The sequence below is a fragment of the Aeromonas dhakensis genome, assembly GCF_002285935.1.
Lineage (GTDB): Bacteria > Pseudomonadota > Gammaproteobacteria > Enterobacterales > Aeromonadaceae > Aeromonas > Aeromonas dhakensis.
On sequence record NZ_CP023141.1, the window covers coordinates 4,071,979 to 4,095,205 of the forward strand.

Below are 23,227 nucleotides of genomic sequence, written 5' to 3' on the forward strand. Positions count from 1 at the left end.
ATTAAAGAAGGTCAACGATCACCCTTGACGTGACGGTATATCATCAAACAATCAGAACAGATGCTTGTTATTGTCGCTTTATTAGCCTCCCCTGTTGCTCTAATGAGCAACAGGGGAGGCTCTTGGGCTGTTATTTAATCCGCACCCGTTTGCCACCATCAATGGCCTGCTGCAAGCGGCTACGCAGCTTGCCCAGATAGGCTTCGATATCCTGCTCAGTCTCAATAAAGAGGTGGTTATCGCCCAGCAGCTCGGTGGGGGAGACCAGTTCGATCGGCTTAGGGGCGGGCTTAGGCTTGGCAACCGGCTTTTCAACAGTCGCCTGGGCGCTACCGCAGCTCGTCCCTGCGGCTGGCTCCTGGACCTGTGACGGCGCTGCTACGCCAACATGTCTGGCTGCTTCAGCACGGTCTTTTTCTGCCTGCAACTGCTGCGCACTGAAGCGGTTGATAAGCTCGATCACCTTGTCTTCTTCGTCATCCGCCTCTTTGACCAGACTGACCAGCTCATGGAGTGAGACGCTCTTGCTGACCCGCTCTTTGAGCAATACAAAGGGGCGCATGGCCTGATTTTGCAGATCGCTTGGCAAGTCACTGACAGAAGATTTGATTCCCATTTGGGTTCGCTCGATAGCCTGCAGGCTCACTACCCGCTGCTGCTCAACCAAACGAAGGTTAATCGCGCTAATCTGCTCAACCAAGGTGCCGACGTTACGCAACTTGGCATAGGGCTGCTTGTCATCGTGAATGGCTTGCAGCTGTGCAAATAGCGCTGCGGCATCCGGGTCTTGCTCAAGTGCATGACGGTTAGCGCGGAACTGTTCCCCCAAGGCGCGGTGCAGTTGCAGCCAGGTGTCAAACTGTCGGGTATAGAACTCTTCAACCTCTTCAAAATCTTCAGCAAAATCCTGCAAATCATTAGCCTGGGCACATAGCGCGTCGATCAGGGCATAGCTGTTATTGCCCAGATCCAGCAGGCCTGCCACCAGTCGTTTGCCACTATCCAACACGCTTTGTCCAGGGCAATAGCCTTGCTTTGCCTTGAAATCGAACTCTTGAAGCAGTTTCTGCCACTGGCTTAGCTCCCCTTGCAGCTTGCTCGCAAGCTCTTTTTCACTGCTATCGAAAGGTTTTTGGAAGATCTCTTTGGCAAGACGTGCAGCCTTTACAATCTGCTGCTCGCTATGCTGGCGCACCCGGCGAATACGCAGACTGGTATGGCTGCGCACCGAGGTGAACTGGTCATAGCTGCGATTAAGTGGCAGATCGCCGTTAGGGGTCGATAGGGCAGCCTTACCCAGCAACACCAGATGGGCGGCTTGCAGCATCACTTCATCACGGTTCCAGCCATAAGGGCGAGCACTGAAACGCTCGAGCAACTCTTTGAGGTAGACCGGCTTGTTGGCCTCTTCCGACACATTCAGGTAAAACTCAATTTCTTGCTTGGCACTGCTGTTCGGATCCTGGTCACCCAGATGCATGTTGAGCTGCGCCGTATCATCAGCAACGATCACCGCTTTAAGCTCTTGCATCGGGTTGGCACCGCAGCTTTTGAGCAAACTGAGCTTTTGGAACGAATTCTCGATCACGTAGCTATAGGCTTCATCGAGCATGTTCACGACACTGCCTGACTTGGTCTGTAGCTCGTTGCCAATAGCAAAGAACTGAGCCTGCTTCACCAGATCCTCAAACAGCGACTTGAGACGATTGCGGCGCTGAGTATTCTCCATCGCTTTTTCGGCCAACAGCTTCTCTTGTTCCGGCCGCTGGCTACGGTTGCTTGCCAGGAACTTCTCGGTTTTAAGCCAGGTATCAAATTCGTCCCATAGCCGCTTTTCATCAGGCAAGCGGATCACGATGCTACCTTGACCTTCCAGACTGAGCGCCTTGCAGCCCTGATCGTTGTAACCATCGAAGTTGGCATCAAGCGGAGAGATGACTTTGAGCACCAGATCAGTCTGCAAGCTGCCATCGAAAGGATGACCGTTACAGAAACGACTCACTGGATAGTCTTGTTTGTTGACAGGATAACGATACTGGCGGCGCCCTCCCATTACCTCATCAAAAATGACCTTCGACAGCAGACGTGTGATTTCAGTGCTCTCGACCAGAGTGTGTTTGATCTCCTGCTCGACCTCTTTCTCTTCGTTAGTGAGGAACACATATTCATCACCGTTGCGGGCGATCAGTAGTTGATTCTCCAGGCGCTGCAAGCTGGCCTCGATCCGTTTTCTGAGCGCCACTTTATCGGTATCAATCTCTTCGATTGAGAGGGTCACCAGATTATCGAGCGTGGACTTAACCAGATCGACATAACGGATCAAAAACAGTGACTTGAGGATGCTGACATCATAAGGGTCGAGGCTCTGTTTCTCAGCCGCCTGTTCGAAAATGCGTTTGACGTTGGTATCCAGAAACGATTCGATAGCCGGATAGAAGGCATGGAACGGCACCAATACCCCAACACCTTGATTCATCTGCTGACGCGCTGCATTTTGGAACGCATCCAGCAAAGAACGTTCACCACGAGAAAGGTGTTTACCTGTTGCCCCCACTTTGCGGATCGCTTCAAACACCTTCTGCACCAGCAAGTACTGATAGGGAATGAAAGGGTAGTGATCGACAAATTCGACGTTGTCGCGATAGTTCGCCAGCTCAGCTGTCGTAGTTGCATCAAACGCCAGCTGGTTGCGCAAGATATCGCCTTTCTGAATAAACAACTCAGCAAGCTGATCTTTAGCCGCTTCTGTTTTTTCGAGCAGACGCTTTTGGATGACTTCGTTGGTATTAGACGAGGAGAGGGAGATCCGGGTATGAAAACGTCCCTGGATTTTTGAGAAATCCTGCCCTTTTTTCGCGCTGAGATCGCCAAGTACGGCATCGATATCCTCTTGTGAGGTAACGATAACCCATGCACGTCCACCACATGCAGTCCCCAGATTCTCAGTGATGGTCTGCAGTTTGAGCATCATCTGGGTGTTATTGCCAATAAACTGACCGACTTCATCAACCAGGAAGATGATGCGTTTGCCATCACCTCCACTCTCTTGGGCACTGCGATCCAGATACTCCCGCACCCACTTGCAGAAGTTGCTGATATCGAGCGTAAACATGGACTCCAAGTTTTCCATGCTCTGCACCGAGGAGGCTTCCGATTGACCTGTGGCATGAGCCCAGGCTTGCGCCATTTCATCCCGGCAGAAGCCATAGGCATCACGTTCCTCTTCCCAAGAGGAGCCTGTCAACTCGGCAAATTTGCTCTTGAACGCTTGATATTGATTGCGAGCATCAAGCTCCCGCTCCAGGTGTGCAATATGAGGATGGTCGGCGCAATAGCCGAGCCGCTCGTTAAACACCCGCAGGAACACTTTCAGGATGGCATCTTCTTTATCTTCAGTATCAGCACGACTGTCGATGTTAAAAAGAATCACCTCGGTTTGACGATTCACTGCGGCGTGAATATCGCTGTAGAGCAGGTTGTCACTGATCTTATCTTTGAAAAAATCGATAGCAGCTTTGCTCTGCTCACCGTGAACGGCTCTCTGGTTACCCAACAGATAAGAGAGAATTTTGATAAAGTGCGATTTACCGGAGCCAAAGTAACCGGAGACCCAGATACCTATCTTACCAGCCACGCTGGGATCATCAGGATGGGTGACGCCAGGCAAATAGGTCTCGAAGAAATGGCGGAGATGGCGATCAAGTTCACGGGTCACCACATATTCATCCAACTCAGTCCAGATAATTTGCTCATCCAGCTGTTCGGCTTTCACCACGCCATTGATTGGACGATCCAGTTGTTTGGTAAATAGCTCTTTGATTTGCATCGATGATCCCATGTCTCTTGTTTGCAGGTTACCGTTCTTGTAGCGGTTTAGTGATTTGCGTTATCGCGCGATTGGCTTACCAATAGCTGAGGTTCGAAAGTTTTTGTAAAGAAACAATCCCTCTATGCCACTTAGGTCACAGCTCATTGGCCTATCTCTGAAAACCAAGGTGGCTATCCACCTTGGTATTTTGAAGCATGCGGCACTAGCTGGAACGCACGATAGTAATTGGCTGTTGCCACTTCGGCGCGATCCAGGTCAAAGGGATAGAGCTCAAGACCGTTGTATCGCCCTGGATAAAAGAGCACCAGAGGGATCGCACCCATATGTGCATGAAGAGCATTGAGCAAGCTGTGGCCACGAAGTAATGGCCAACATTGGCCAAGGCCGGACAACAGCACAAACTGCGGATTGGCTGGATGAATTTTGCTCATCAAATGCTGGGCAACACGCCCTTGCTCGAGCGGGCCTTTCAACGCTTTGGCCAACTCATCCGTCCCTTTTTTCAATTCCAGTTCAAAGGCCTTATCTAACAGCTTTCGTCCCTGCAACATGTCGAGTAGTTCTTCAAACAAGTTGAGGTGCAAAAATTGCAGCCCTTGCTTGCGCACCTGGAGCAGGCTTGATTCGAGATACTCGCGCACGATCAACTCAAATTGAGGCGGATAATCGAAGATATAAAATCCGATCTCCCCTCCCAATTCTCGGTTGTTCAAGAAACTGTCACTTTGCAAGCGCGCTTCTATCTGCTCCAAGCGAGCCTTAAGTTGCGGCTCACTATCCCACCGCACCTTCATCGTGCTGACTCCATCGCCTCATAGGCTTTTGGACAGCCCAAGCGCATCGACCACTCTCTCATCTCGGGTAACAGGTAAAGGTTCTGCAATTTTCTCGAACGACCAGACTCCAGATACCCAACATCTGCCAGGATCTTAAAAACGTTATTCCCCATTTTCTGAATTGAGCTCGCTGAAAATTGTTCAAGGCCATCAACAACCCGTTGCCGAGACAAAATAAATTCCTGCCAGTCATCGCTACGCAGGGATTCTCGATACATGCGCCTAGCATCGGAAACAACCGTTGCCATAAAATCGCCTAGAACGGGAGACTGACATATGGTTGCCAGCAGTAACATCTGCTTTGCCAGGTCATCAGACACCTGCAGCAGTGCAGTCCAGAAATCCCGTCCCATCGGCTCAAGTCTTTTGCGAAGAGTTGATGCCATCCGCTTAGCACTATGCACAGAGGTTTTTTGTAATGCATTTTCGTTAACAATGGCATCACTCCAGCTCACTTCATCCTGATGTTGTAGCAGTAGTTCAGCAACCACTCTGCTCTCACGCAACATGATACTGCCACCGATGATGTCGCCCAGATATGCTTTGGCCGTCATAACTACTCTCTATTCGACAATGGGTTCTAAGACGCGGTTATCATACGCGAAACGAGCCACATTGCCTTTAACCAAGCGCACAGTTATCCCTCTGGGGCTGCCTGAACGACGACAACTACCTCATTTTCGATGGTCATTGCCCCAACAAGACTGGCGGCAGGCTTTCACCACTGCATTTCAACTGCCCCAGAGCGTTGGTTCTACAGACGGTACCGTCGGAAGCACGTAAATTGCCGAGGCTATCCTCACGCCAGATCACCCGCTCCCCAGTTTTTGGGTTGCTACCACGCACATTACCCAATGCATCTTCACGGTAGGTTGTACCGTCACTGCCCTTGAGGTTGCCCAAGACATCAGTGCGCCAGGTGATGCCCGAGCCCGAATCCCTGATATTGCCGAGAGTATCCTCACGCAGGACACCCTGCTTGCCATCGTCACACCGGTAGTGGGTATGGCCCAACGTACCTTACCGATAGGTGCAGTTGGCTGCCAATACTGTTGATTGCAGCAGCCCAAGCAGCAGAGCGGCCAGCGACAACTGGCGTGCTGCTAACCAAAAAGCGGTTCGGTTACTCATCGCATGCCCTCTCTGAGGTGGTCTCGGCTGACTATACCGGGCCTGCCGCGCAGCTTCGATACTGGGGTTTTGCACATGTCGTGTTTTCAGGCGGATGCGGATATCGCTAAAAGTCTGTGATCGAGGCTGCGCCCATCAATATCGAACCGTGGTAGGCTAAACCAAATGGAACTTTTTTGGGAAATATCATGCCTATACCACCACCTCCATTTACCTTTCGTTGCCCTCAGTGTTGCTGGCACAAGACGGTTGTTCCCAAGAGCGACGTTATGGTACGTGGCCACACCTGGTTTGAGACCTGTCCCGAGTGCCACCATGCCCCACTGGAAAAATCGTCGACCACCATGGTGGAGCTGGCCATTGCGATGTTGAAGGGGGTCATCCGAAAGTAGCCGCTGTTATTGCCACTTGCTATTCCAGCCAGTTCGTCACCAACCAGATGATCAAACAGCGGGACAGAGAGCATGGTTGCCGAAGCTGGCTATTCATCTGATTGAGAAGGAGATCATCGTTGAATTTTGAACAGTTGAAAACTCGTCACCGGATGCTGCGTGAAGACTCTCCCAGCAATCTCAACCTGCGAGTTCATCGTGCCTTAAGCTGGCTTCAACGCGCTGAAATGGCCGAAGATGAAGATGGCCGCTTTATCTTTCTCTGGATTGCGTTCAATGCGGCTTATGCCACTGAAATCGATGACGATCGTCGCCTCTCGGAACAGGAGACCTTCAAAGGCTTTCTGGAGAAACTGTGCGACCTGGATGAGCACAAAAAGATCGAACATCTGGTCTGGCAGGAGTTCTCTGGCAGTATCCGCATACTGCTGGACACCCCGTTTGTACTACAAGGCTTCTGGGATTATCACAGCGGCAAAATAAGCGAATCCCAGTGGAAGGAGCGGCTGACACAAGGCAAGAAGATGGCAAACCAGGCACTCGCCAGCGGCAACACCCCGCAGTTGCTGGGCGTGGTGTTTAACCGCCTCTATACCTTGCGCAACCAGTTAATCCATGGTGGTGCGACCTGGAACAGCTCGGTCAATCGCAAACAACTGAAGGATTGTGCCAACCTGCTCGGCAAACTGGTGCCGGTGATCATCGAGTTGATGATGGCCCACCCAGATACCCTGTGGGGAGATGCCTGTTATCCGGTGGTTGAGCTGGCTGGTTAATCAGCCGCAAGATGGCGGGGCAGCAGCTGCCCCGCAGCTTCAAGCAGTCAGATCTGACAGATAGAAAGCACCGGCCAGCAAACCATAGACCAACCGCACCCGCTCATCCCTGCCCAGCAGCACACCGAGTAGCACTTCTCCGCTTTCCAAATCATCACCATGCCAGAAGCACCATAGGGCTGCCTCCACAACATCCAGCCAGCTGGCATGGCCCAGCTGATTACGTGACTTGCGCCGCCAGCTGCCGCGTATCACGGCGCAGCTATTCGGGGAGCTGGTCGCCAGCGCCCGCTGCTCCATAACGCTTACCGTTAATCCATCCAGCTTGGCCTGACGACTGCCATGCCCTCCTCGCAATAATTTTTCGAGTAGCAGCGCCAACAGACGCAACGCATCCAAATCTTCAAAACTGGCATCCTCCCCAAGCAAACTGGCGGTACCCTCCATCAGTTGCTCACGCCCTTGGTAGATTGGCTGTGAAGTGCGATCCAGCCGATGTTGCTCGACATGGATAGCCAGTGCCGTCACCACCGTCAGCGGTGAAGTCTCACCCTCTTGGTGATACGCGCCTTTGGCAAGCAGAACGGTCAGAGCCCTAGCTCGCTCGGCTGGTAGTAGGCAATAGATCCCCCTGATCAGTGGCATGGCCGCCTGATCCGATAACAGTCTTGAGTTCATAGCGCCTCAGTGACGATCGCGTTTGAAGTGGGTGGTTTTATGACAAACGGTGACAATCTCACCGTCTTGCAGAACCAGATAGTGACGGCGCAGCCGCTGGCAACATTCCGCGGGCAATCCGCCTCCGGTTTGCAACATCGCCAATCCTTTGCGGTCGAGATAAACCAGTTCGCGCCCCTGGTGATAAGCAGAGCGTCCGATGTTCAGCAGCATATCCACCAGCTCGGGTGCAATACCGCACTGCTGCATCCGGCACGCGGCGTGATGGCTGTACGCACTATCCAGCCTCCCGTTCATGACATGTTCCTTTGGCGCTCATTTCGATGGACTCATTATATGTAGCCTGTATACTCATGCCGATACTGGTTACATAAACATGTCGCATTTTGGAGCACGTATGTCACCCAAAGAGCTCACCTGGGATCAAACCCTGCGCTTTCGTCTGCTGGAAATCGTATTACAGTGGGAGGGACGGCTGACCACCAATCATTTGATGACCGCCTTCAATATCGGTCGCCAACAGGCCTCGCGGGATATCAACCACTACCTGATCCACTACTCACCGGAAGGGTTGGTCTATGACAGAAGCCTGAAGGGATACAAACCCACAGAGCACTTTGTCCCGCGCTTTAGCGAAGGCAAGGTGGACGAGTACCTGATGCTGCTACACCGTGAAAAGCAGCACCAACGCCAACATGACGCGGGGCTGTTGACCCTGCCGCTGATGGATCTGCGCTACGGCCATATCGAGATCCTGGATGTGCCAAACCGCCATATCGACCCGAAAATCGTGCGCGGCTTGGTGCAAGCGGCGCGCGGCCAACTGCGGGTCGATGTCGATTACGTATCCCTCAGCTCAGAGGAGCAGAGTGGCCGCAATATCGTGCCTCACACTCTGGTCTATGACGGGATCCGCTGGCACGTACGTGCCTACTGCGAGAAGAAAGGGGAATATCTGGATTTTGTGATGAGTCGTTTTCGCGGGGAACCGGATCTGCTGGATGCCTCCCCCCACGGCCGGGATCAGGATCTGGAGTGGAACTCCCAAGTGACCGCCATAGTCGTTCCCAATCCTGGGCTCAGTGAGGGACAGCAGGCCATCATTGCCAGAGACTATGCCATGACCGGGAGCCAGCTGTTGATCCGCCAACGGATCCCCTTGGTTCATTACGCATTGGAACGGATGCAGGTGAGCTATAACGGCGAACACCAGCAGCATCCCCTGCTATACCCGCTGGTGCTGGCCAACCGGGAGGAGCTAATTCAGCAAGGATGTACCTTCAAGCTCAAGAGCGCGGATTTGCAAATTTAAAAATGCAAAGGGCGCATGGCTCCATAACTAAAAATGTTGAGATAGAGAGAGACTCCCGGCACTGCCGGGAGTCTCTTCATTCAGGTTATAGGATTTAGATTGTGCTGAGTCGAGTCAGCAATTCATCATAATCGGCCAACTCCTGCTCCTTGTGCTGCAAGCCTTGGCGTACTTGATCCAGTTCTGACCGAAGATCCCGGGTCAGCTCCTCCTTAAGAGAGGTCTGCAACGCTTCCAACTGAGCCAGCACCTGATTGATCCCCTTATCCAACTGTTTTTCCAATCGGTCAAAGACATTTCCCAACGCTTCGTCCAGATAGCGGCGAAGCCTCTCCATCTCGTCACGTTCCTTGATCTGACCCGAGAAGGGGATGATCGAGGTGGCATCCCCAAGCGAGAGCCTCAGGGTCGGCATCGACAGGCGATTGATGGCCCCCTCCAGGGTGCTCCTGAACAGCGCGGGATCGAAGTGATCGCTCTTGGTATCCAGATGCTTGAGCAGAGCCTTGCGCAAACTACTTTTAAGCTCGTGTGGGGAGATGAGACGGTTGATATGACTTCGCATCTGATCAGCACACTGAGCACCGAAGTCACGCACCTGTTCTATGGCATCGGCCGCATTGAGATAGTCATAGCTAACAGTGTCGGTATAGTACTCGGTTCTGGTGCTACCCCAAGTCCAGGGTTTATACCAGGTCGAATCGCTAACCTTGTATGATCTGGTCACCTCTTTGGTGCCGCTGCGAGTCTGGATATTTCTGAAGCGACCGCGATCACGGGCCAATTGCGACAGCATTTCCCCGCTATCCTTGCGCGCCCTTGCTGTCACACTTTCGACAATGGCTTTAAGCTCATCGGCGATGGCCGAAAGTCGCTGATCGCAATTTTGCTGCTGCAGTGCCAGCGACTGCAGATCCTGGGTCTTAAGCAGGTGGATACGCTGCTTGATCCGCTCGGCAAAACCATTGCGCCACTCGATAAGGCGCTCTTGTATCTCTTGTTCAAAACCCTGCCGTTGCAGCTCCAGCAGCGGCAGGCGATCACAGCGTGCCTGTTGATAGGCCGCTTTCAGCGCATCGAAGTTCGCCAGGCGTTGCCATTGTTCGGTTGTGATGGGCTCATCCCAGCACTCCTCGGCCATCTCCTGCAACTTTCTGTGGGTATGGCGCATGCTGTCACCCCAACGTACCTCAGGCCAAGTGGCGAAACCGTAGGCAAAGGTGCTGGCAAACACCGGCAGTGCTAATTGCTCCAGCACCTTGGCGCGCGCATCTTGCCCCCGCTCGCGGCTCTTTGTTACCAGTTCGGTCACTGTCTCCGCAGCCCCCCGCTGCAGTCGACGGCGGATATTGTTGTCGGTTTCATCCAGCGAGCTGCGATCGTAACCATCATCGAGGATGGCCGAATCAAACTGCCCCGCAACCAACACTAGCCGCTTCACCCCCTTGCCCGGCAGTTGTTCGCCTAGTAGTCCCACATCCGACTTGTCGAGGAACTGGCTGCAGCGGGATAGAAAGAAGACCACATCACAGTTGGCCATATAGTCGCGGGTCTTCTGGGAACGACTTTGCACCGGATCGTTCAAGCCCGGAGTATCGACCACCTCAAACCCTTTGAGCTGCTCATCGGGCAGGGTCAGCATGGTGGACTTGACCAGAGCGGTGTAACGACCATTGTTACCGGCATACTGATTAAGCAGTCCCTGCAACCCCGCCAGATCGTCGGCATAGAAGGTCTCACAATGTTCTTCGCCACCCATTCTTTGCCAGTGCTGCGTCAGATCAATCCCGGATGCCTGCCCCATGGCCACCAGCTCACGGGCGACCTTGCTCTTGTCCCCTTCCCCTGCTTGATTGGCCTGGCTCACAATCTCGTTCCACTCCTGCTGGCTGTAATATTCCACCTGCAGGCTGTAACGCTCGCCATAGACCACCTTGGTCAGATTCGCTGTCTTGGGTGTGGCTGCCTCAGGCAGGATCGGGCGACCATCAAACAGCAGAGCGTTAAGAAAAGTACTCTTGCCCGCCTTGACCTGTCCCATAATACCAATATTGAGGGTCTGCTCCTGCATCTGCCAACGGGAGAGCTTGCTCTGATAATCGGTGTAAATGCCTTTTAACCCTTCTTGTTCTTGTTCAAAGCGGGCTAATATGGATTTCTGATGGGAAAGAAATTTAAATGTTTCCATCTATTCAAAAGTATCCTGTGCATCTAAGACTTAATAAAGATGTGTGACAACACTTGCAAGTGTTAATATAGTCACAGCACAATAGCTATTATATTTCTTCACTATCAAAAAACCTACACCAAGTTGATAAGCCATTTGGATATGGGATCATACACAACGCCGGAGCCTTTCCCCCAAAAGACCAAAGTTTACTAGAGAAATTTTTTATTGGAGCATATATGCTTACTAACAGACCTCGTGGAAACCTCACTTTATTCACACAGTAATAATAATTGTAACTGATGCCGGCATCTGAAAAGTAACTAGATATTGAACCACCCGTGTAAAACTCATTTTCATTATAAATCTTACCTGGTTTAAGCGAAAAAGAGATGCAATTAAAATTGCTAAGAATATCTCTATCAGATTTAAGAACACATTCTGCGTAAACTATTTCATGCAAGTCAACATTGGTTTCATATATTGACAGGGGTTTCCCTTGAGTTAAGTAATCGAACCAAAACACGAGGTTTTTTGCTTCACGCTCAGTAACCCCTAAAACTGTAAACTGTTGTTCTATAAGTGTAATCTTGGTAGAATCGAGAGGGCTATCAATACGCAGCAGCACCAGTAGATCGAATAGATAAGCTTTGGTCCTTTCTTTGTCCTCTCTTAAATAAAGCAGAATTTCTTTGAGCTCGTTATGCTCCAGGGCATTGGCTTGCTGCATATAGAAGCTGGCCGAATGATCGGTCTCCATAGAGGTGATCAGCATATCGAACAAGCGGCTGCGAGCCTCACTCAATGCTCCTACCTCTAACAAATTGGCCGCCAGCAAGGTGAGATAACGATCTCGCGCCAAGGGCGTTTCGTTCGATAAATAATGCTCATCTAGGGGATCAATCTCAGGTCGGACCCTATCCAACATCTGTAATAGTTTATTCATTTAATCAATTCCTTCTGGAGTGCGTCAGGCTTGCAGCACCTGTAAGGTAGTAGCAAGGGGGGTATCACGGCACAGCAAATATTCACGTCGTGCTAGAGGCATATCTTGAATTAGGAACAGCCACTGCTTGGCAGCGTGCTTATTTCGGCGTAACAGATGATCACGATGCTCCAAAGGTTGCTTACGAGTTAGCGGCAGCCAGAATAAGGAATCCCATCCTGTCGCAGGAATATCCCACTCCCTCATCAATTGCCAGAGCATATCCGAGAGCTGAATAGAGCCAAGATCCAGCAGACTTAGGGCATCCGGCTCCGGCAGCGCAATGCCGACCCTATCCCCTATCTGTTTAAGTTGGGTAAAGAAGCGGTCCTGAAGATCGGCCAGTGTCTGCGCCAGTTGCTCCAACTGTTCGAGCTCGCCCTTGCAATTGCGCTGCACACTGTCGATATCGACCTGCACGTCGCCATCATCGCTCAGGGCGAGGATGCGGTTGAACTTAGCCAGCAGCCGCTGCGCCTCCTGACGTTCCTCGTCAATAAAACGTTGATAGCTCATAAACTGGCGCTTGAACTGCTTGGCAAAACCCAGCTCCCGGCTCGCCTCATTCCATTGAGCAAAGTAGTCCATCAGTGGCCCCGCATTGAAGCCGGTACGGGGACGGGTCGAGAATGGGAGCACATCGAGTACCGACAGACCGCGTTTGGCCAGCGTTTCCCTCACCAACTGCACTATATTGGCAATCTCTTCCGGCGGGTGCTTGTCGGCGCGGCTCACCACGATCAGCTTAGGAATGGCGCGATCGAGAGAGGCGAGGAACGCAATATCCTCCTCGGTGATGGTGCCCTTGTCGGCCGGCACCAGCCAGAGGATAAACTGGGCACTGCTGAGCTGGGTTCTGGCTACATTAGAATCCGTCCGTTCGCCACTCGCCTCATCCGCCTTGCTGTAACCCGGCGTATCTAACAGGGTCAGATTGGCCCACGGCAGTGCTGGGTGAGCGACTACCACCGACTTGAGCAGAGTGCTCACCTGACTACCATACAGCTCCTTTTCATCATGAGTGATGGTACGAAACTGGGCATAAGTGAGGGAGACCTTGCGGTTGAAATGATTAATGGCATGCACCCCAACCTCTTCCCCCAGCCCCTGCACCAGATAGGTAGGCAGCGAGGTGGTCGGGGTCAGCTCAGTCGCCAGACACTTGCGATCACCTATCAGCGCATTGATCAGCGACGACTTGCCGGCACTGAAACTCCCGCCCAGCCCGACCACCACCTTGCTGGGGAGTTCGGGGTACTCACAAAACTCCCGAAAACGCACCATCTCTTGGCGAAGGGCATGGAGCAGATCGGCAAAATTGTCCGGGCTTCCCCTGCGAGCCAGCGCTGGCAGCTCATGCTCGATCAATTGCTCAAGGCACTGCAACTGCCCTTCCAACTGCAGCTCCGCTCCCTGGGGGGCGGCGTCACAGACCTGGCAAAGCAGGGCATAGCGCTCGCGAAGGGTTTGCTCATCGAGCAACAACCTAGTGTTATCACTCATGACCAAACGCTTTCACCTTGGTTAACAGAGCAGCCAGCTCGGCATGCTCTTGCTGCAAACGGGCCTTGTTGGCATTATCGTTGGCCTGCTCGCTAGCCAGTTGCTCGGCCAATTGCGCCAGGGACTGCTGAAAATTGCGCAACTCGCGCTCGGCTTCTCCCTTGACCGTGGAGATCACCTGCTCAATGCCCTTCGCCAGCGCCTGCTCAATTGGATCTTTAACCTGAGCAAGGCAATCAGGGATCAAGTTGCGGAGCACATATTGACGCGCTTCTTCCCGCTGTTCCCGTCTCGCCACCTCTTTGGCGGCATTATCAAACAGCGAACCCAGGATGGTTTTGAGGATTGGGGCAAAGATCATCAGTGCCGGAATACGGGTCAATGCTGCCATGACCAGTGGCAATAGATTGCCGATCACATCCTTGAGCAAACCGCCATTCACACTATTGAGCTGGAAGTTATGGTCAAAACTCAGCTCACCGAATTCTCCCTCCGTCAGGCGCTCAAGCTGACTCAGCTTGCTGCTGATAAGCGGTTTGAGCCGCTCCTCCACGCCAGTGGCATAAGCCATGCGTAGCGCAGTCCCTACCACGCCATTGATATCCCCGTGGTGGAGCAGATGGCCTGCCAGGGTGTCGAGTTGCGAGTTGAGCCGGCTAGCAAACTGATCGCAAACAAACGCCGCTAAGGTGATGACCTGGGACTGCAACTGCTGTTGGGTCTGTTGGAGATCCTGCTGGAGACGCTCCTTATCCTGATGGAGTTGTGCCTGCTTGCCCTTAATCTGCTCGATGGTGAAGTTCTCGCTGTTGAGCAGCTTGTTCAGATGGGTCATCAAGGTTTCAAGATGTCGCTCAAATTGGCTGCCGACACGTTGATGGAAAAATTGCTGGTTAAGAGGAATGATCTCTTGTAACGCATTGGCCCACTCCTGTGGCTGTTTGCGTTGAGCTTTGCTGACCGAGAGCAGAGGTATGCCGGTAATGGATTCGATCTCACCCTGTACCTGAGCCAGTACGCTGGCAACATCTTCCGGCGTCTTCTTATCGCATTTGGTCAGAATCAACATCATCGGCTTCTTATAAATGGCCAGCTCTTCGATGATCTTTTTAAGGCTGTCTTTGAGTCCCCCCTCATCGACACTGACCACGACGCAATAGGCAGAGCTGCGCTCAAGATAGTTGTCGATAGCATTGGAATGTTGCTCAATACCGGACTCCCAACCCGGCATATCAACCAGGGTCATTCCCCCCAGCTTGGCAAGTACTGGTGAGGGTGTGGCGACCTCTACCCAACTGCTGGCAGTGATCTCGCCAAACGCCTGCGCTTTAAGGGCTTCGCGATCAAGACAGACATCTGACCTATTGGAATGATGCAGCGTGATGGCTTCAGACTCCGCATGGCGAAGCTCGGTCGGCAGACAGGTCTCCGGATTGACCGCGACCGATAGCAGGCTATCACCCAGCAAGAAGTTGATAAGAGAGGACTTGCCAGCGCTGAATGAGCCTATAAGGGGAAGGCGAACCGAAAACTGGTTTAACTCGACCTCCAATGCCGCCAGCTCCTCAGTAGGGAACTCGTGGGCAGACCAGAGCACCTGGAGACGGGGAAGACTTTCCTTGAGAAATACCTGTTCGTTGAGCATATGAACCTCATAATTTATAGATGGCGACTTATCGCTCTAACCCATTGACGAACATACGATAAGCGTCTTGTGGAACCATCATACAGAGGAACCATGATCCTTTTAAGGGGTGTATAAATTCACATGTCACATTTTCAGGCAGAAGTTGGCTCAACCTCCCACTTTTACCACACCACCCGCTCCCGAACTCTCTCTTGGCGTGGTTTTGGCTCACTCACGACCACGGCCAGCTGGCCGTTGCGCTCCTTCCATACCGCATATGCGGCGGCCTTCTCGACCTCGACCCGTTCTTGCTGCTCTTTCGGTAGGGCACACAGATTGTGACTCATACTGACCTCTTTGTTATTTGTAGGCGCCATGGTGATGTGGTGATTGCACTACTCGATGGCAGCTTCACGGTCAAGACCTTACAACTCAGGCCGAGGCTGCGGCTGTTGCCAGCCAATCCGGCGTTCGCGCCTATCGACCCTTTCATGAGTCTCTCCCTGGAGCTGTTCGGGGTGTTCACCCATGTGATTGGCAATCTGAGGCAGCGTAATGGCCATAGCGCTTGTTGATGTAAACAACTTCTACGCCAGCTGTGAGCGGCTGTTTCGCCCTGAGCTGCGTGGCCGCCCGATCGTGGTACTCTCCAACAACGATGGATGCGTGGTGTCGCGCAGCCCCGAGGCAAAGGCGATGGGCATCAAGATGGCCGGGCCCTACTTCAAGATCCGCGAGCAGTTCGAGGCGCATGGCGGTGTGGCGTTCAGCTCCAACTACGCGCTCTATGGCGATATGTCTGGCCGGGTCATGAGCACGTTGGAGACCATGGCCCCCGAGCTGGAGGTCTACTCCATCGATGAAGCATTCCTGTCTCTGTCAGAGTCGTTTGCCGGGGATCTGACGGTGTATGGACAACAGATACGGCAGCGAGTGTGGCAGTGGACCGGCCTAACGGTAGGTGTCGGGATCGGTCCCACCAAGACCCTCGCCAAGCTGGCCAACTATGCTGCCAAGAAGTGGCCTGCCACAGGCGGCGTCGTGGACTTGCATGACGAGCTGCGCCGCGCCCGGCTGATGGCCATCACCCCGGTGGGTGAGGTGTGTGGCATAGGGCGGCGCTTGGGGGCCAAGTTGGTGGCGCAAGACATCAACACCGTGGCTGACTTGGTGGCCGGTGATGCCAAAGGGTTGCGCGCCCAATACGGCGTGGTGGTCGAGCGGATCGTACAGGAGCTACGTGGCCAGCCTTGTGCGGAGCTGACCGTTGAACCGGTGGCGAAGCAGCAGATCCTCTCGAGCCGTTCCTTTGGTGAGCGCGTGACCGACAGTGGGGAAATGGCTCAAGCGTTGTCAGGCTTTATGGCTCGAGCTGCCGAGAAGCTGCGGGCCGAGGGGATGTGTTGCCAGCGGGTGCACCTGTTCGTGCGAACCAGCCCCTTTGACGAACGAGCGCCTTACTACAGTGAGCAGGCTGGCGTCCGACTGGTCTGCCCTAGCGATGACACCCGGTTGTTGCTGCAGCAAGTGAACGCGCTGCTACCGCAGATTTGGCGCGACGGTTACCGCTATCAGAAGGGAGGTGTCATGCTGAGTGAGTTCACCCCCAAGGGGCAACAACAGGCCGATCTGCTTGCCCCGTCATCCGCTCAATCGGATACGCTGATGGCAGTGATGGACCAGATCAAAGCCAAGGGATTGGGGCGCGTAGGATTTGCCAGCCAAGGCACGGGGTCGCCTGAGTGGATGATGCGACAAGAGCACCTGAGCCCCTGTTACACCACCAGCTGGGAGGACCTGCCGGTGGCGAGGTACAAGCCACAGAAGGTTGAAACAGTCTATTCAAAGCTCGCTGGACAGGTAAATTTTGGACGGGAAATTTTTTTCCAAACGAGGAACTGATACAACAGAGAGCGCCAACTTTCGCAAGAGTCAGTTACCTTTTGAGAAAGGTGAGAGTTAAAATTTCCTCCACGGCCAATTAACCACATATGACCATTCCAGCCCAGATAACACTATGTTATTGCAGAAGTTCTGATGTTAGGCATACGGTTAGGCATACATGAATTTTCTGAATTGGCGATTTTAATTTAAGATCAATTGGTTAGTCATTAGGTTCAACATCCCCCAGCCCACCAAACGTTTGGAAAGGGCCACCTCGCAAGAGGTGGCCCTTTTTTATTGCTCTGTTTTCAGCAAACACCCAATCCGCACAATCTCGCCGCTTATCCCGTTACGCCTGGCAACCATCTATCAACGCTGGCATCAAAGTGATAGTCATGGCGATGCTCATGGTGTCGCCGCGCTGCAGCAGCCGCAAACCGGGGTGACCGGCCATATGGTGGGCATTGGCGGCGTGGCTCTGGGGCTCAAGACAAACAAAACCGCTCGTTGCATCCGGCTGATAGAGCATCAGGAAGGAGGCGTCACTGGCCACCTTCAACCGTTGACGGCGGGTGGGGTGCACCAGCTCGGCCGTACCATGCCAGCCACCGTAACAGTGGTTGAGCCACCCTTGCGGGCGCTGCCACTGGCGAAAGTCGAGGTGGTGCGCTAACCGGCTCGACCAATCGGTCGGCAGATGCTCCAGCCCCTCCTGCCAGACGCCGCTCGCCAGAAAGCGAATCTTGGTCTGCTCGTCGCGCCAGAAGAAGGGGTGAAAACCCGCGCCGTAGAGACAGGGCGCCTCCCCCAAATGCGTCAAACTGATGCGTGCGATCAGGCTCACCTCCTGCAGCCGATAGTCAATCTCGGCCAGATAGTGAAAAAGGCCGCATTGGCTGGTGAGCTGCAGCGTCACCGAACTGGCTGAGCCCGCCACCCGCTGCCATGGCTGCAACCAGCCATCGCCATGCAGGAAGAAGTCGGGATCTAGAGGGCTTTCTGGCAAGCGATGCTCCTTCCCCCACAACTCAAAACGGTTGCCTGCCACCCGATTAGCCAGCGGCATCATGGGAAAGAGGGCGCTTTCGCCGGGATGCCATTGCCCGGGGTTGCAAGATGCATCGGGATTGGAGCCGCGCAGCAGCGGGCGCCCCTGCTCATCCTCCAGCCCCAGCACACAGGCTCCTTGGGTTGAAACCCGCAACCGAAGATGCGGGTTGCTCAATGTGTAGACCGTCATGCCGAGGCGCTCGCCTTGGTCGGTGCCAACTCCACCTTGCCCTGGGCCAGCTGGGTTTCCAGCGCCTCCAGCGTCACCCCTTTGGTCTCGGGCACCTTGCGGTAGATGAAGATGAGCCCGGCGAAACAGATAAGGCCATAGAGCAGGAAACTGCCTGCGGCCCCCAACCCGGCGTTGAGCAGCGGGAAGGTGTAGGTCAGCACGAAGCAGGCGATCCAGAGCGCCAGGGTTCCGGCCGACATGGCCAGCCCGCGTACCCGGTTCGGGAAGATCTCCGAAAGCAGCACCCAGGTCACCGGCGCCAGGGTCAGCGCATAGATGGCGATGGCCGCCAGCACCAGCAGCAACACCGGCAAGCCCAACACTCCACTGGCATAGGCCGCGGCCATCATGCCGTAGATGATGGTGAGACCAGCCGAGCCAATCAGCATCAGCTTGCGACGGCCGAGCTTGTCCACCATGGGCAGCGCAATCAGGGTGAACAGCAGGTTGATTAGACCGGTGGCGACGATGGATTTGAGGGTGCTGTTGATGTCAAACCCGGCGGAGGCAAAGATCTCCTGCGCATAGTTGAAGATGACGTTGATGCCGCACCACTGCTGGAATACCGCCAGCACCATGCCGATGATGAGGATGGGGCGCACCGAGGGCTTGCCCAGCTCCGCCAGCGATACTTTGTGCGCCGACTCCCCCACCAGCGTCTGGCGGATCTCGGCCAGCGTCTGCTTGGCATAGGCATCCCCGCCAATCTTGCCGAGCATGCGGGCCGCCTGCTCATACTGGCCATCTTTGGCCAGCCAGCGCGGTGACTCCGGCACGAAGAACATCAGCACCAGAAACGCCAGCGCCGGTACCAGCTCGGCACCGAACATCCAGCGCCAGCCGGACTGGCCGTTCCAGGTCGCCAGAATATCGGCCTGGGTGGCGTTGCTCGCGACCGGATCGGCAATCATCAGGTTCACCAGCTGAGCCGCCAGCACACCGATGACGATGGTGAGCTGGTTGATGGCAACGAACTTGCCCCGCTTGTCGGCCGGACTGATCTCGGCGATGTACATGGGAGAGAGCGCAGAAGCCAGACCGATACCGATCCCCCCCACGATGCGATAGACCACGAACAGATCGAAGTTGCTGGCCGCAGCGGTGCCCCATGCCGAGATGGTAAACAGGATGGCGGCCAGGATCAGCGGCTTCTTGCGGCCGAAGCGATCCGCCGACCAGCCGGAGATGGCGGCCCCCAGCACACAGCCCACCAGCGCCGAGCTCATGGCCCAGCCGGACTGGGCCGGGTCGGTGATGGAGAAATAGGCCTCATAGAAGGGCTTGGCCCCGCCGATGACCACCCAGTCGTAGCCAAACAGCAGACCTCCGCAGGCGGCTACCAAACAGATCATCCAGATGTAGCTCATATTGAGCCCATTCGTATCCAATTGATTTTTCGTGCGTTCCATGACTCATCCTTTCTATCTTGTCGATTGTAGGGTGCAGTGGCGCCCCGTACCGTGGCAGGGCGCCCGTTGTTGTTATGGCTGTGATGGCTTGAGTGACAGCTCGCGGCAGATCAGAGCGAACAGCTGCCCCTTGTCGTGAGCCGGGTTCAAGATGAGCAGCTCGCGCAGGGTCTGGGAACACGCTTCACGCTGCTCCAACCCCAACTGGCCGAGGGCCCGGACCAGCAGACAGTGCTGACGGTGTTTGTGCTGCGGGTCGTCATCCAGCACGATGAGATCCGGCAGCGAAACGGCAAAGAAGTCCGCCTCGACCGACTCGCCCATTGCCTGCTCGGCCCAAGCCACCATCCCTTCAAACAGACGTTGTGCCTCCGCAATCCGTCCAAGACGAGCCAGCGCCATACCCTGATAGAAGAGGTAATCCACCGGCTGATCGTTGTAGTAGCGGCTGGCCCCCAGCGACCCCTGACCAAGACAAGCCTGTTGCAGGCACTGGGCCGCCAGACTCTGGTGGTCACAGGCCAGATGGCAGAGCGCCAGCAGGTAGTGAATGTCGTTGTCGGTTTGTCCTACAAGGCGCCCCTCCCCCAAATTGAGGGGGTAGTGCAGCGCCTGTTGCAGCAACGGAACAGCCTGCTCGTGACGTCCCTGAGTCATCAACGCCAGCGCCCGGCGCTGCTGGTTGATGAGGTACTGACCGGTCACTTTGCCCTCGCCCCCCTCCCAGGGGTGGAATTCGCGCAGCCGCAAGATCTCGGCCGCCGCATCCAGCTGACCGGTAATGTGATAGAGGCTGAGCAGTTCGGCGGTCAGATCATCGCGCTTGAGGGCGACCGCACGGTGCGCCTCCAGCAGGGCCAGCCGCTCTGCGGGGGCCATGGCACAACGCTTGTGCAATTGATCCAGCTCGAACAGCAGCCGCGCATCGTCCGGCTTTAGGGAAAACGCGCGACGCAGGCACTGCTCGGCCGCCGCCATATCACCCGCCTTGTTGAAGTGGTGAATACCGAGGTTGCGCCAGACCGAGGCAAAGTCCGGTGCCTGTTCGCACACCCGCTGCCACAGGGCAATCGCCTGCTCGTAGTTGCGCTTGCTGTAGTGAAAGCAGCCCAGCAGATAGCTGGCAAACCAGATGTGGGAAAGCTGCGCCAGCATGGCCACCTCGCCAAGGGTGTTGGGGAAACGTACCTTGCGGCCAAAGGCCTGTTCGGCCCGCTGCAGCAGCGCCTCCTGCTCCGGCCCCGCTGCCAGCAAGCTCGCCTCGAACAGCAGCGGCAGGGTCTCCTCCATCGGCAGGGCTGCCAGCAGCTTGCTGGCCAGTTCGGGGCGCCCCCAACTCAGCAGTTCGCTGGTGAGGAAGCAGAGGTTGGTGCCACGCCCGTTGCAAAGATGTACTAGCGCGTCGCGATCGGCGGCCTGCTCGCTTGCCAGCCAGCGCAGGAAGGCCAGCTGATAGTGAAGCGGATAGCGGACTCGCTGCTCGTCGATATAGACGATGGCTGCCTCCGGCTCACCAGACTCCAGCAGAGCCAACCCTTTGAGGGCGATGGCGCCGTAGTGGGTACCGTTGACGGCAAGACTCTTCTCAACAAATTGCAGCGCCTGCGAGGCATCGCGGCGCACCATGGCGATACGGGCCAACCCGAGGAAGCCACTGTCGCGACAGTTGCCACTCCAGGTTGCCTTGTAAAAATTATCGAACGCGGCATCGAACTGGCCGAGTCGCTCCTCGATATGGCCGCGCAGCAAGCTGGCCTTGCCACACTGGGGGTTCTTGTTGAGGCGATGGGCACGGGTAAGCGCTTGCTTGACGTAGACCAGCGCCTGCTCGTAATTGGCACGGTTGTACTCCAGCGTTGCCAGTGCAAGGTTGCAGCGATAGTCGCCGCCATCCAGCTCCAGCCCCCGCAGGTAGTAATCGAACGGCGAGCGACTGGCGTGCAGATACTGCTCCAGATGCTGGCCGATGAAGTAGAGCTCGTCGACCGAGTCGAGATTGACGGCAGGCTCCGGCGCCGTGGCGGGATCCGGCAGGGCTTCGCCAGCTGGCTGATGCTCGAGGTAACTCAGCACGCACTGACCCTGCTCATCCAGCAGACGTACCTGCAAACGTCCCTCGCTGGTGATGGCGAATGGCTCCAGCCAGGCCTGACCCGGCTGCAGATCCAGAGGTTGCGTAAACAGCACGCCCCCCTCGTCGCTCACCTCGAACCGGGCCCCACAAAGCGGCGCCACCGCATAGACCCCGCAGACGAGGCCGTCATCGCTACGCTCCAGTTTGATGGCGGCGCGGGTGTTGGCGTTTTGCAGAGTGCCGAGGGTGTTATAGGGCAGGAAGTTTTGCACGAACACCTTCTCTTCACCGGCATCCAGCCAGGTGAAGTCGGGCTGGTTATCGGTATAGACCCCGGTCATCAGCTCGATGTAGGGGCCGTTGTCGTCGGTCAGGTTGCGATCCCAGGCCAGACCAAAATCGCAGTTGCCCCAGCTCCACTGCTTCTTGCCCGGCGAGACGTGGTGATCCGCCACGTGCAACAGGCCCCCCTGCTCGTCATGACAGTAGGCGCCGACGAAGTCGTAGTCGGACTTGTCCGCCATGTAGGAGGTGGGCACCGGAATGTTGCGGTAACGGGAGATATCGACTCCGGCGGAGTAGTCCACCTTGTAGTAGGTGCCACGGGCGATGGGGAAGGCGCTGACGTCGCGCTTGCCGTGGTCATAGACGGCGGTCACATCGGGCGGGAAGACGCTCTGGTGGGCATCGCCCCCTTTCACCGCCGGGTTGGACCACCAGAGGAAATGGCGCGGCGTATCGTTGCCGTTGAACACCTTGCCGGTGATCTCGATGAGCGCCTTGTCGGGGTAGAGGGTGAAGCCCGCCATCACCTGCAAACCACGCATCGGCTCCACCTCGCCGAGCCAGACAGTTTTGGCGCCGCCCTCGCGCTCCGCGATGGTGAAGTCCACCGGCATGAAGGTGGTGGGTCTGTGGTGCTGCGGCCAGTTGAACTCGATGCCGCCGGAGATCCAGGGCCCCACCAGCCCCACCAGCGCGGGCTTGATCACTTCGTTGTAATAGACGAAATCCCGCTGCATCACCTTGTCGTAAGCACGGTGGATGCGACCGCCCAGCTCCGGTAACAACATCACCTTGATGAAGTCGTTCTCCAGCCAGACCGCCCGATAGGGCTTCATCTGCTTCTGGCCGGTAAGAGTATCGATCACGCCATAGGGATAGACGGCCCCCGAGGAGCCCTGATAGACCCGCTTCTCGAGAAACATGGGGTTGGGATCTTCGGCGCCCACCTCGTAGGTCGGCAGGGTGATGGTCTCAACCCAGACCTTGACATCAGCTCTCATCAATCTCGCCTCACTTAATACTTGTTAGTAAAAATTTCAGTGAGACCAGATTAGAA

Annotated in this window: 18 protein-coding genes; 4 read left to right on the forward strand and 14 right to left on the reverse strand. The window is 55.2% G+C overall.

The genetic code is table 11. The features are described from left to right. Nucleotides 1–130: 130 nt before the first annotated feature. The 4 genes from brxC to CK627_RS18880 all read right to left on the reverse strand — a co-directional run bounded on the left by brxC (nt 131) and on the right by CK627_RS18880 (nt 5,679). On the reverse strand, nt 131–3,826 hold the full coding sequence (brxC, locus tag CK627_RS18865) for a BREX system P-loop protein BrxC (RefSeq protein ID WP_095593101.1): 3,696 nt from the start codon (nt 3,824–3,826) through the stop codon (nt 131–133). A gap of 173 nt (nt 3,827–3,999) precedes the next feature. After that, on the reverse strand, nt 4,000–4,623 hold the full coding sequence (locus CK627_RS18870) for a DUF1788 domain-containing protein (protein WP_095593102.1): 624 nt from the start codon (nt 4,621–4,623) through the stop codon (nt 4,000–4,002). Then, nucleotides 4,620–5,219, reverse strand: a complete 600-nt coding sequence (locus CK627_RS18875; protein ID WP_095593103.1) for a DUF1819 family protein — start codon at nt 5,217–5,219, stop codon at nt 4,620–4,622. The genes CK627_RS18870 and CK627_RS18875 overlap by 4 nt, the downstream gene beginning before the upstream one ends. A 133-nt stretch (nt 5,220–5,352) precedes the next feature. Then, nucleotides 5,353–5,679 carry a hypothetical protein gene (locus tag CK627_RS18880; protein ID WP_254425328.1) on the reverse strand — a complete coding sequence of 109 codons (327 nt, stop codon included), beginning with the start codon at nt 5,677–5,679 and terminating at the stop codon, nt 5,353–5,355. A 628-nt stretch (nt 5,680–6,307) separates the two neighbouring features. On the opposite strand from CK627_RS18880, the gene CK627_RS18885 reads away from it, so the two are divergent. Beyond that, on the forward strand, nt 6,308–6,964 hold the full coding sequence (locus CK627_RS18885; protein ID WP_095593104.1) for a HEPN domain-containing protein: 657 nt from the start codon (nt 6,308–6,310) through the stop codon (nt 6,962–6,964). 39 nt (nt 6,965–7,003) lie between these two features. On the opposite strand, the gene CK627_RS23100 is transcribed toward CK627_RS18885, so the two are convergent. After that, the gene (locus CK627_RS23100) at nt 7,004–7,642 is read right to left on the reverse strand and encodes an ADP-ribosylglycohydrolase (RefSeq protein ID WP_233759664.1); all 639 of its coding nucleotides are present in this window, start codon (nt 7,640–7,642) and stop codon (nt 7,004–7,006) included. Nucleotides 7,643–7,648: 6 nt separating this feature from the next. Further along, entirely contained in the window at nt 7,649–7,939 is a 291-nt protein-coding gene (locus CK627_RS18895; protein WP_095593105.1) for a DUF4258 domain-containing protein, read from the reverse strand. 100 nt (nt 7,940–8,039) lie between these two features. On the opposite strand from CK627_RS18895, the gene CK627_RS18900 reads away from it, so the two are divergent. After that, on the forward strand, nt 8,040–8,954 hold the full coding sequence (locus tag CK627_RS18900) for a BrxR family helix-turn-helix transcriptional regulator (RefSeq protein WP_095593106.1): 915 nt from the start codon (nt 8,040–8,042) through the stop codon (nt 8,952–8,954). 94 nt (nt 8,955–9,048) lie between these two features. On the opposite strand, the gene CK627_RS18905 is transcribed toward CK627_RS18900, so the two are convergent. From CK627_RS18905 to CK627_RS22695, 5 genes are all read right to left on the reverse strand, one after another. After that, the gene (locus CK627_RS18905) at nt 9,049–11,142 is read right to left on the reverse strand and encodes a dynamin family protein (RefSeq protein ID WP_095593107.1); all 2,094 of its coding nucleotides are present in this window, start codon (nt 11,140–11,142) and stop codon (nt 9,049–9,051) included. An 88-nt stretch (nt 11,143–11,230) separates the two neighbouring features. Continuing rightward, nucleotides 11,231–12,067, reverse strand: a complete 837-nt coding sequence (locus CK627_RS18910; protein WP_095593108.1) for a hypothetical protein — start codon at nt 12,065–12,067, stop codon at nt 11,231–11,233. A gap of 24 nt (nt 12,068–12,091) precedes the next feature. Continuing rightward, nucleotides 12,092–13,609 carry a dynamin family protein gene (locus CK627_RS18915; RefSeq protein ID WP_157737196.1) on the reverse strand — a complete coding sequence of 506 codons (1,518 nt, stop codon included), beginning with the start codon at nt 13,607–13,609 and terminating at the stop codon, nt 12,092–12,094. Beyond that, nucleotides 13,602–15,254 carry a dynamin family protein gene (locus CK627_RS18920; protein WP_095593110.1) on the reverse strand — a complete coding sequence of 551 codons (1,653 nt, stop codon included), beginning with the start codon at nt 15,252–15,254 and terminating at the stop codon, nt 13,602–13,604. Before CK627_RS18920 ends, CK627_RS18915 begins: the two co-directional genes overlap by 8 nt. Before the next feature lie 164 nt (nt 15,255–15,418). After that, complete coding sequence (locus CK627_RS22695; protein ID WP_157737197.1) at nt 15,419–15,583, reverse strand: DUF3283 family protein; 165 nt, start codon at nt 15,581–15,583, stop codon at nt 15,419–15,421. A 36-nt stretch (nt 15,584–15,619) separates the two neighbouring features. Between CK627_RS22695 and CK627_RS23105 the strand changes: the two genes are divergently transcribed. Then, nucleotides 15,620–15,811 (forward strand): S24/S26 family peptidase, encoded by a 192-nt coding sequence (locus tag CK627_RS23105; RefSeq protein WP_302476473.1) that lies wholly within the window; start codon nt 15,620–15,622, stop codon nt 15,809–15,811. Next, nucleotides 15,792–17,138 (forward strand): translesion error-prone DNA polymerase V subunit UmuC, encoded by a 1,347-nt coding sequence (gene umuC / locus CK627_RS18930; RefSeq protein WP_302476474.1) that lies wholly within the window; start codon nt 15,792–15,794, stop codon nt 17,136–17,138. The genes CK627_RS23105 and umuC overlap by 20 nt, the downstream gene beginning before the upstream one ends. 331 nt (nt 17,139–17,469) lie before the next feature. Here the strand turns inward: umuC and CK627_RS18935 are convergent, their stop codons facing one another. The 3 genes from CK627_RS18935 to CK627_RS18945 form a co-directional block, all read right to left on the reverse strand. After that, the gene (locus tag CK627_RS18935; RefSeq protein ID WP_095593111.1) at nt 17,470–18,360 is read right to left on the reverse strand and encodes an aldose 1-epimerase; all 891 of its coding nucleotides are present in this window, start codon (nt 18,358–18,360) and stop codon (nt 17,470–17,472) included. Next, on the reverse strand, nt 18,357–19,811 hold the full coding sequence (locus CK627_RS18940; protein ID WP_095593112.1) for a sugar porter family MFS transporter: 1,455 nt from the start codon (nt 19,809–19,811) through the stop codon (nt 18,357–18,359). Before CK627_RS18940 ends, CK627_RS18935 begins: the two co-directional genes overlap by 4 nt. A 72-nt stretch (nt 19,812–19,883) precedes the next feature. Further along, nucleotides 19,884–23,171, reverse strand: a complete 3,288-nt coding sequence (locus tag CK627_RS18945) for a DUF5107 domain-containing protein (RefSeq protein WP_095593113.1) — start codon at nt 23,169–23,171, stop codon at nt 19,884–19,886. Nucleotides 23,172–23,227 lie beyond the last annotated feature (56 nt).

What these genes read in the sequence shown, in the direction of transcription:
- CK627_RS18910 (WP_095593108.1), bottom strand. Translation starts at nt 12,067, where the DNA reads ATGAATAAACTATTACAGATGTTGGATAGGGTCCGACCTGAGATTGAT.
- CK627_RS18935 (WP_095593111.1), bottom strand. Translation starts at nt 18,360, where the DNA reads ATGACGGTCTACACATTGAGCAACCCGCATCTTCGGTTGCGGGTTTCA.
- CK627_RS23100 (WP_233759664.1), bottom strand. Translation starts at nt 7,642, where the DNA reads ATGAACTCAAGACTGTTATCGGATCAGGCGGCCATGCCACTGATCAGG.
- CK627_RS18900 (WP_095593106.1), top strand. Translation starts at nt 8,040, where the DNA reads ATGTCACCCAAAGAGCTCACCTGGGATCAAACCCTGCGCTTTCGTCTG.
- CK627_RS18895 (WP_095593105.1), bottom strand. Translation starts at nt 7,939, where the DNA reads ATGAACGGGAGGCTGGATAGTGCGTACAGCCATCACGCCGCGTGCCGG.
- CK627_RS18870 (WP_095593102.1), bottom strand. Translation starts at nt 4,623, where the DNA reads ATGAAGGTGCGGTGGGATAGTGAGCCGCAACTTAAGGCTCGCTTGGAG.
- CK627_RS18940 (WP_095593112.1), bottom strand. Translation starts at nt 19,811, where the DNA reads ATGGAACGCACGAAAAATCAATTGGATACGAATGGGCTCAATATGAGC.
- umuC (WP_302476474.1), top strand. Translation starts at nt 15,792, where the DNA reads ATGGCCATAGCGCTTGTTGATGTAAACAACTTCTACGCCAGCTGTGAG.
- CK627_RS18915 (WP_157737196.1), bottom strand. Translation starts at nt 13,609, where the DNA reads ATGAGTGATAACACTAGGTTGTTGCTCGATGAGCAAACCCTTCGCGAG.
- CK627_RS18920 (WP_095593110.1), bottom strand. Translation starts at nt 15,254, where the DNA reads ATGCTCAACGAACAGGTATTTCTCAAGGAAAGTCTTCCCCGTCTCCAG.
- CK627_RS22695 (WP_157737197.1), bottom strand. Translation starts at nt 15,583, where the DNA reads ATGAGTCACAATCTGTGTGCCCTACCGAAAGAGCAGCAAGAACGGGTC.
- CK627_RS18945 (WP_095593113.1), bottom strand. Translation starts at nt 23,171, where the DNA reads ATGAGAGCTGATGTCAAGGTCTGGGTTGAGACCATCACCCTGCCGACC.
- brxC (WP_095593101.1), bottom strand. Translation starts at nt 3,826, where the DNA reads ATGCAAATCAAAGAGCTATTTACCAAACAACTGGATCGTCCAATCAAT.
- CK627_RS18905 (WP_095593107.1), bottom strand. Translation starts at nt 11,142, where the DNA reads ATGGAAACATTTAAATTTCTTTCCCATCAGAAATCCATATTAGCCCGC.
- CK627_RS18875 (WP_095593103.1), bottom strand. Translation starts at nt 5,219, where the DNA reads ATGACGGCCAAAGCATATCTGGGCGACATCATCGGTGGCAGTATCATG.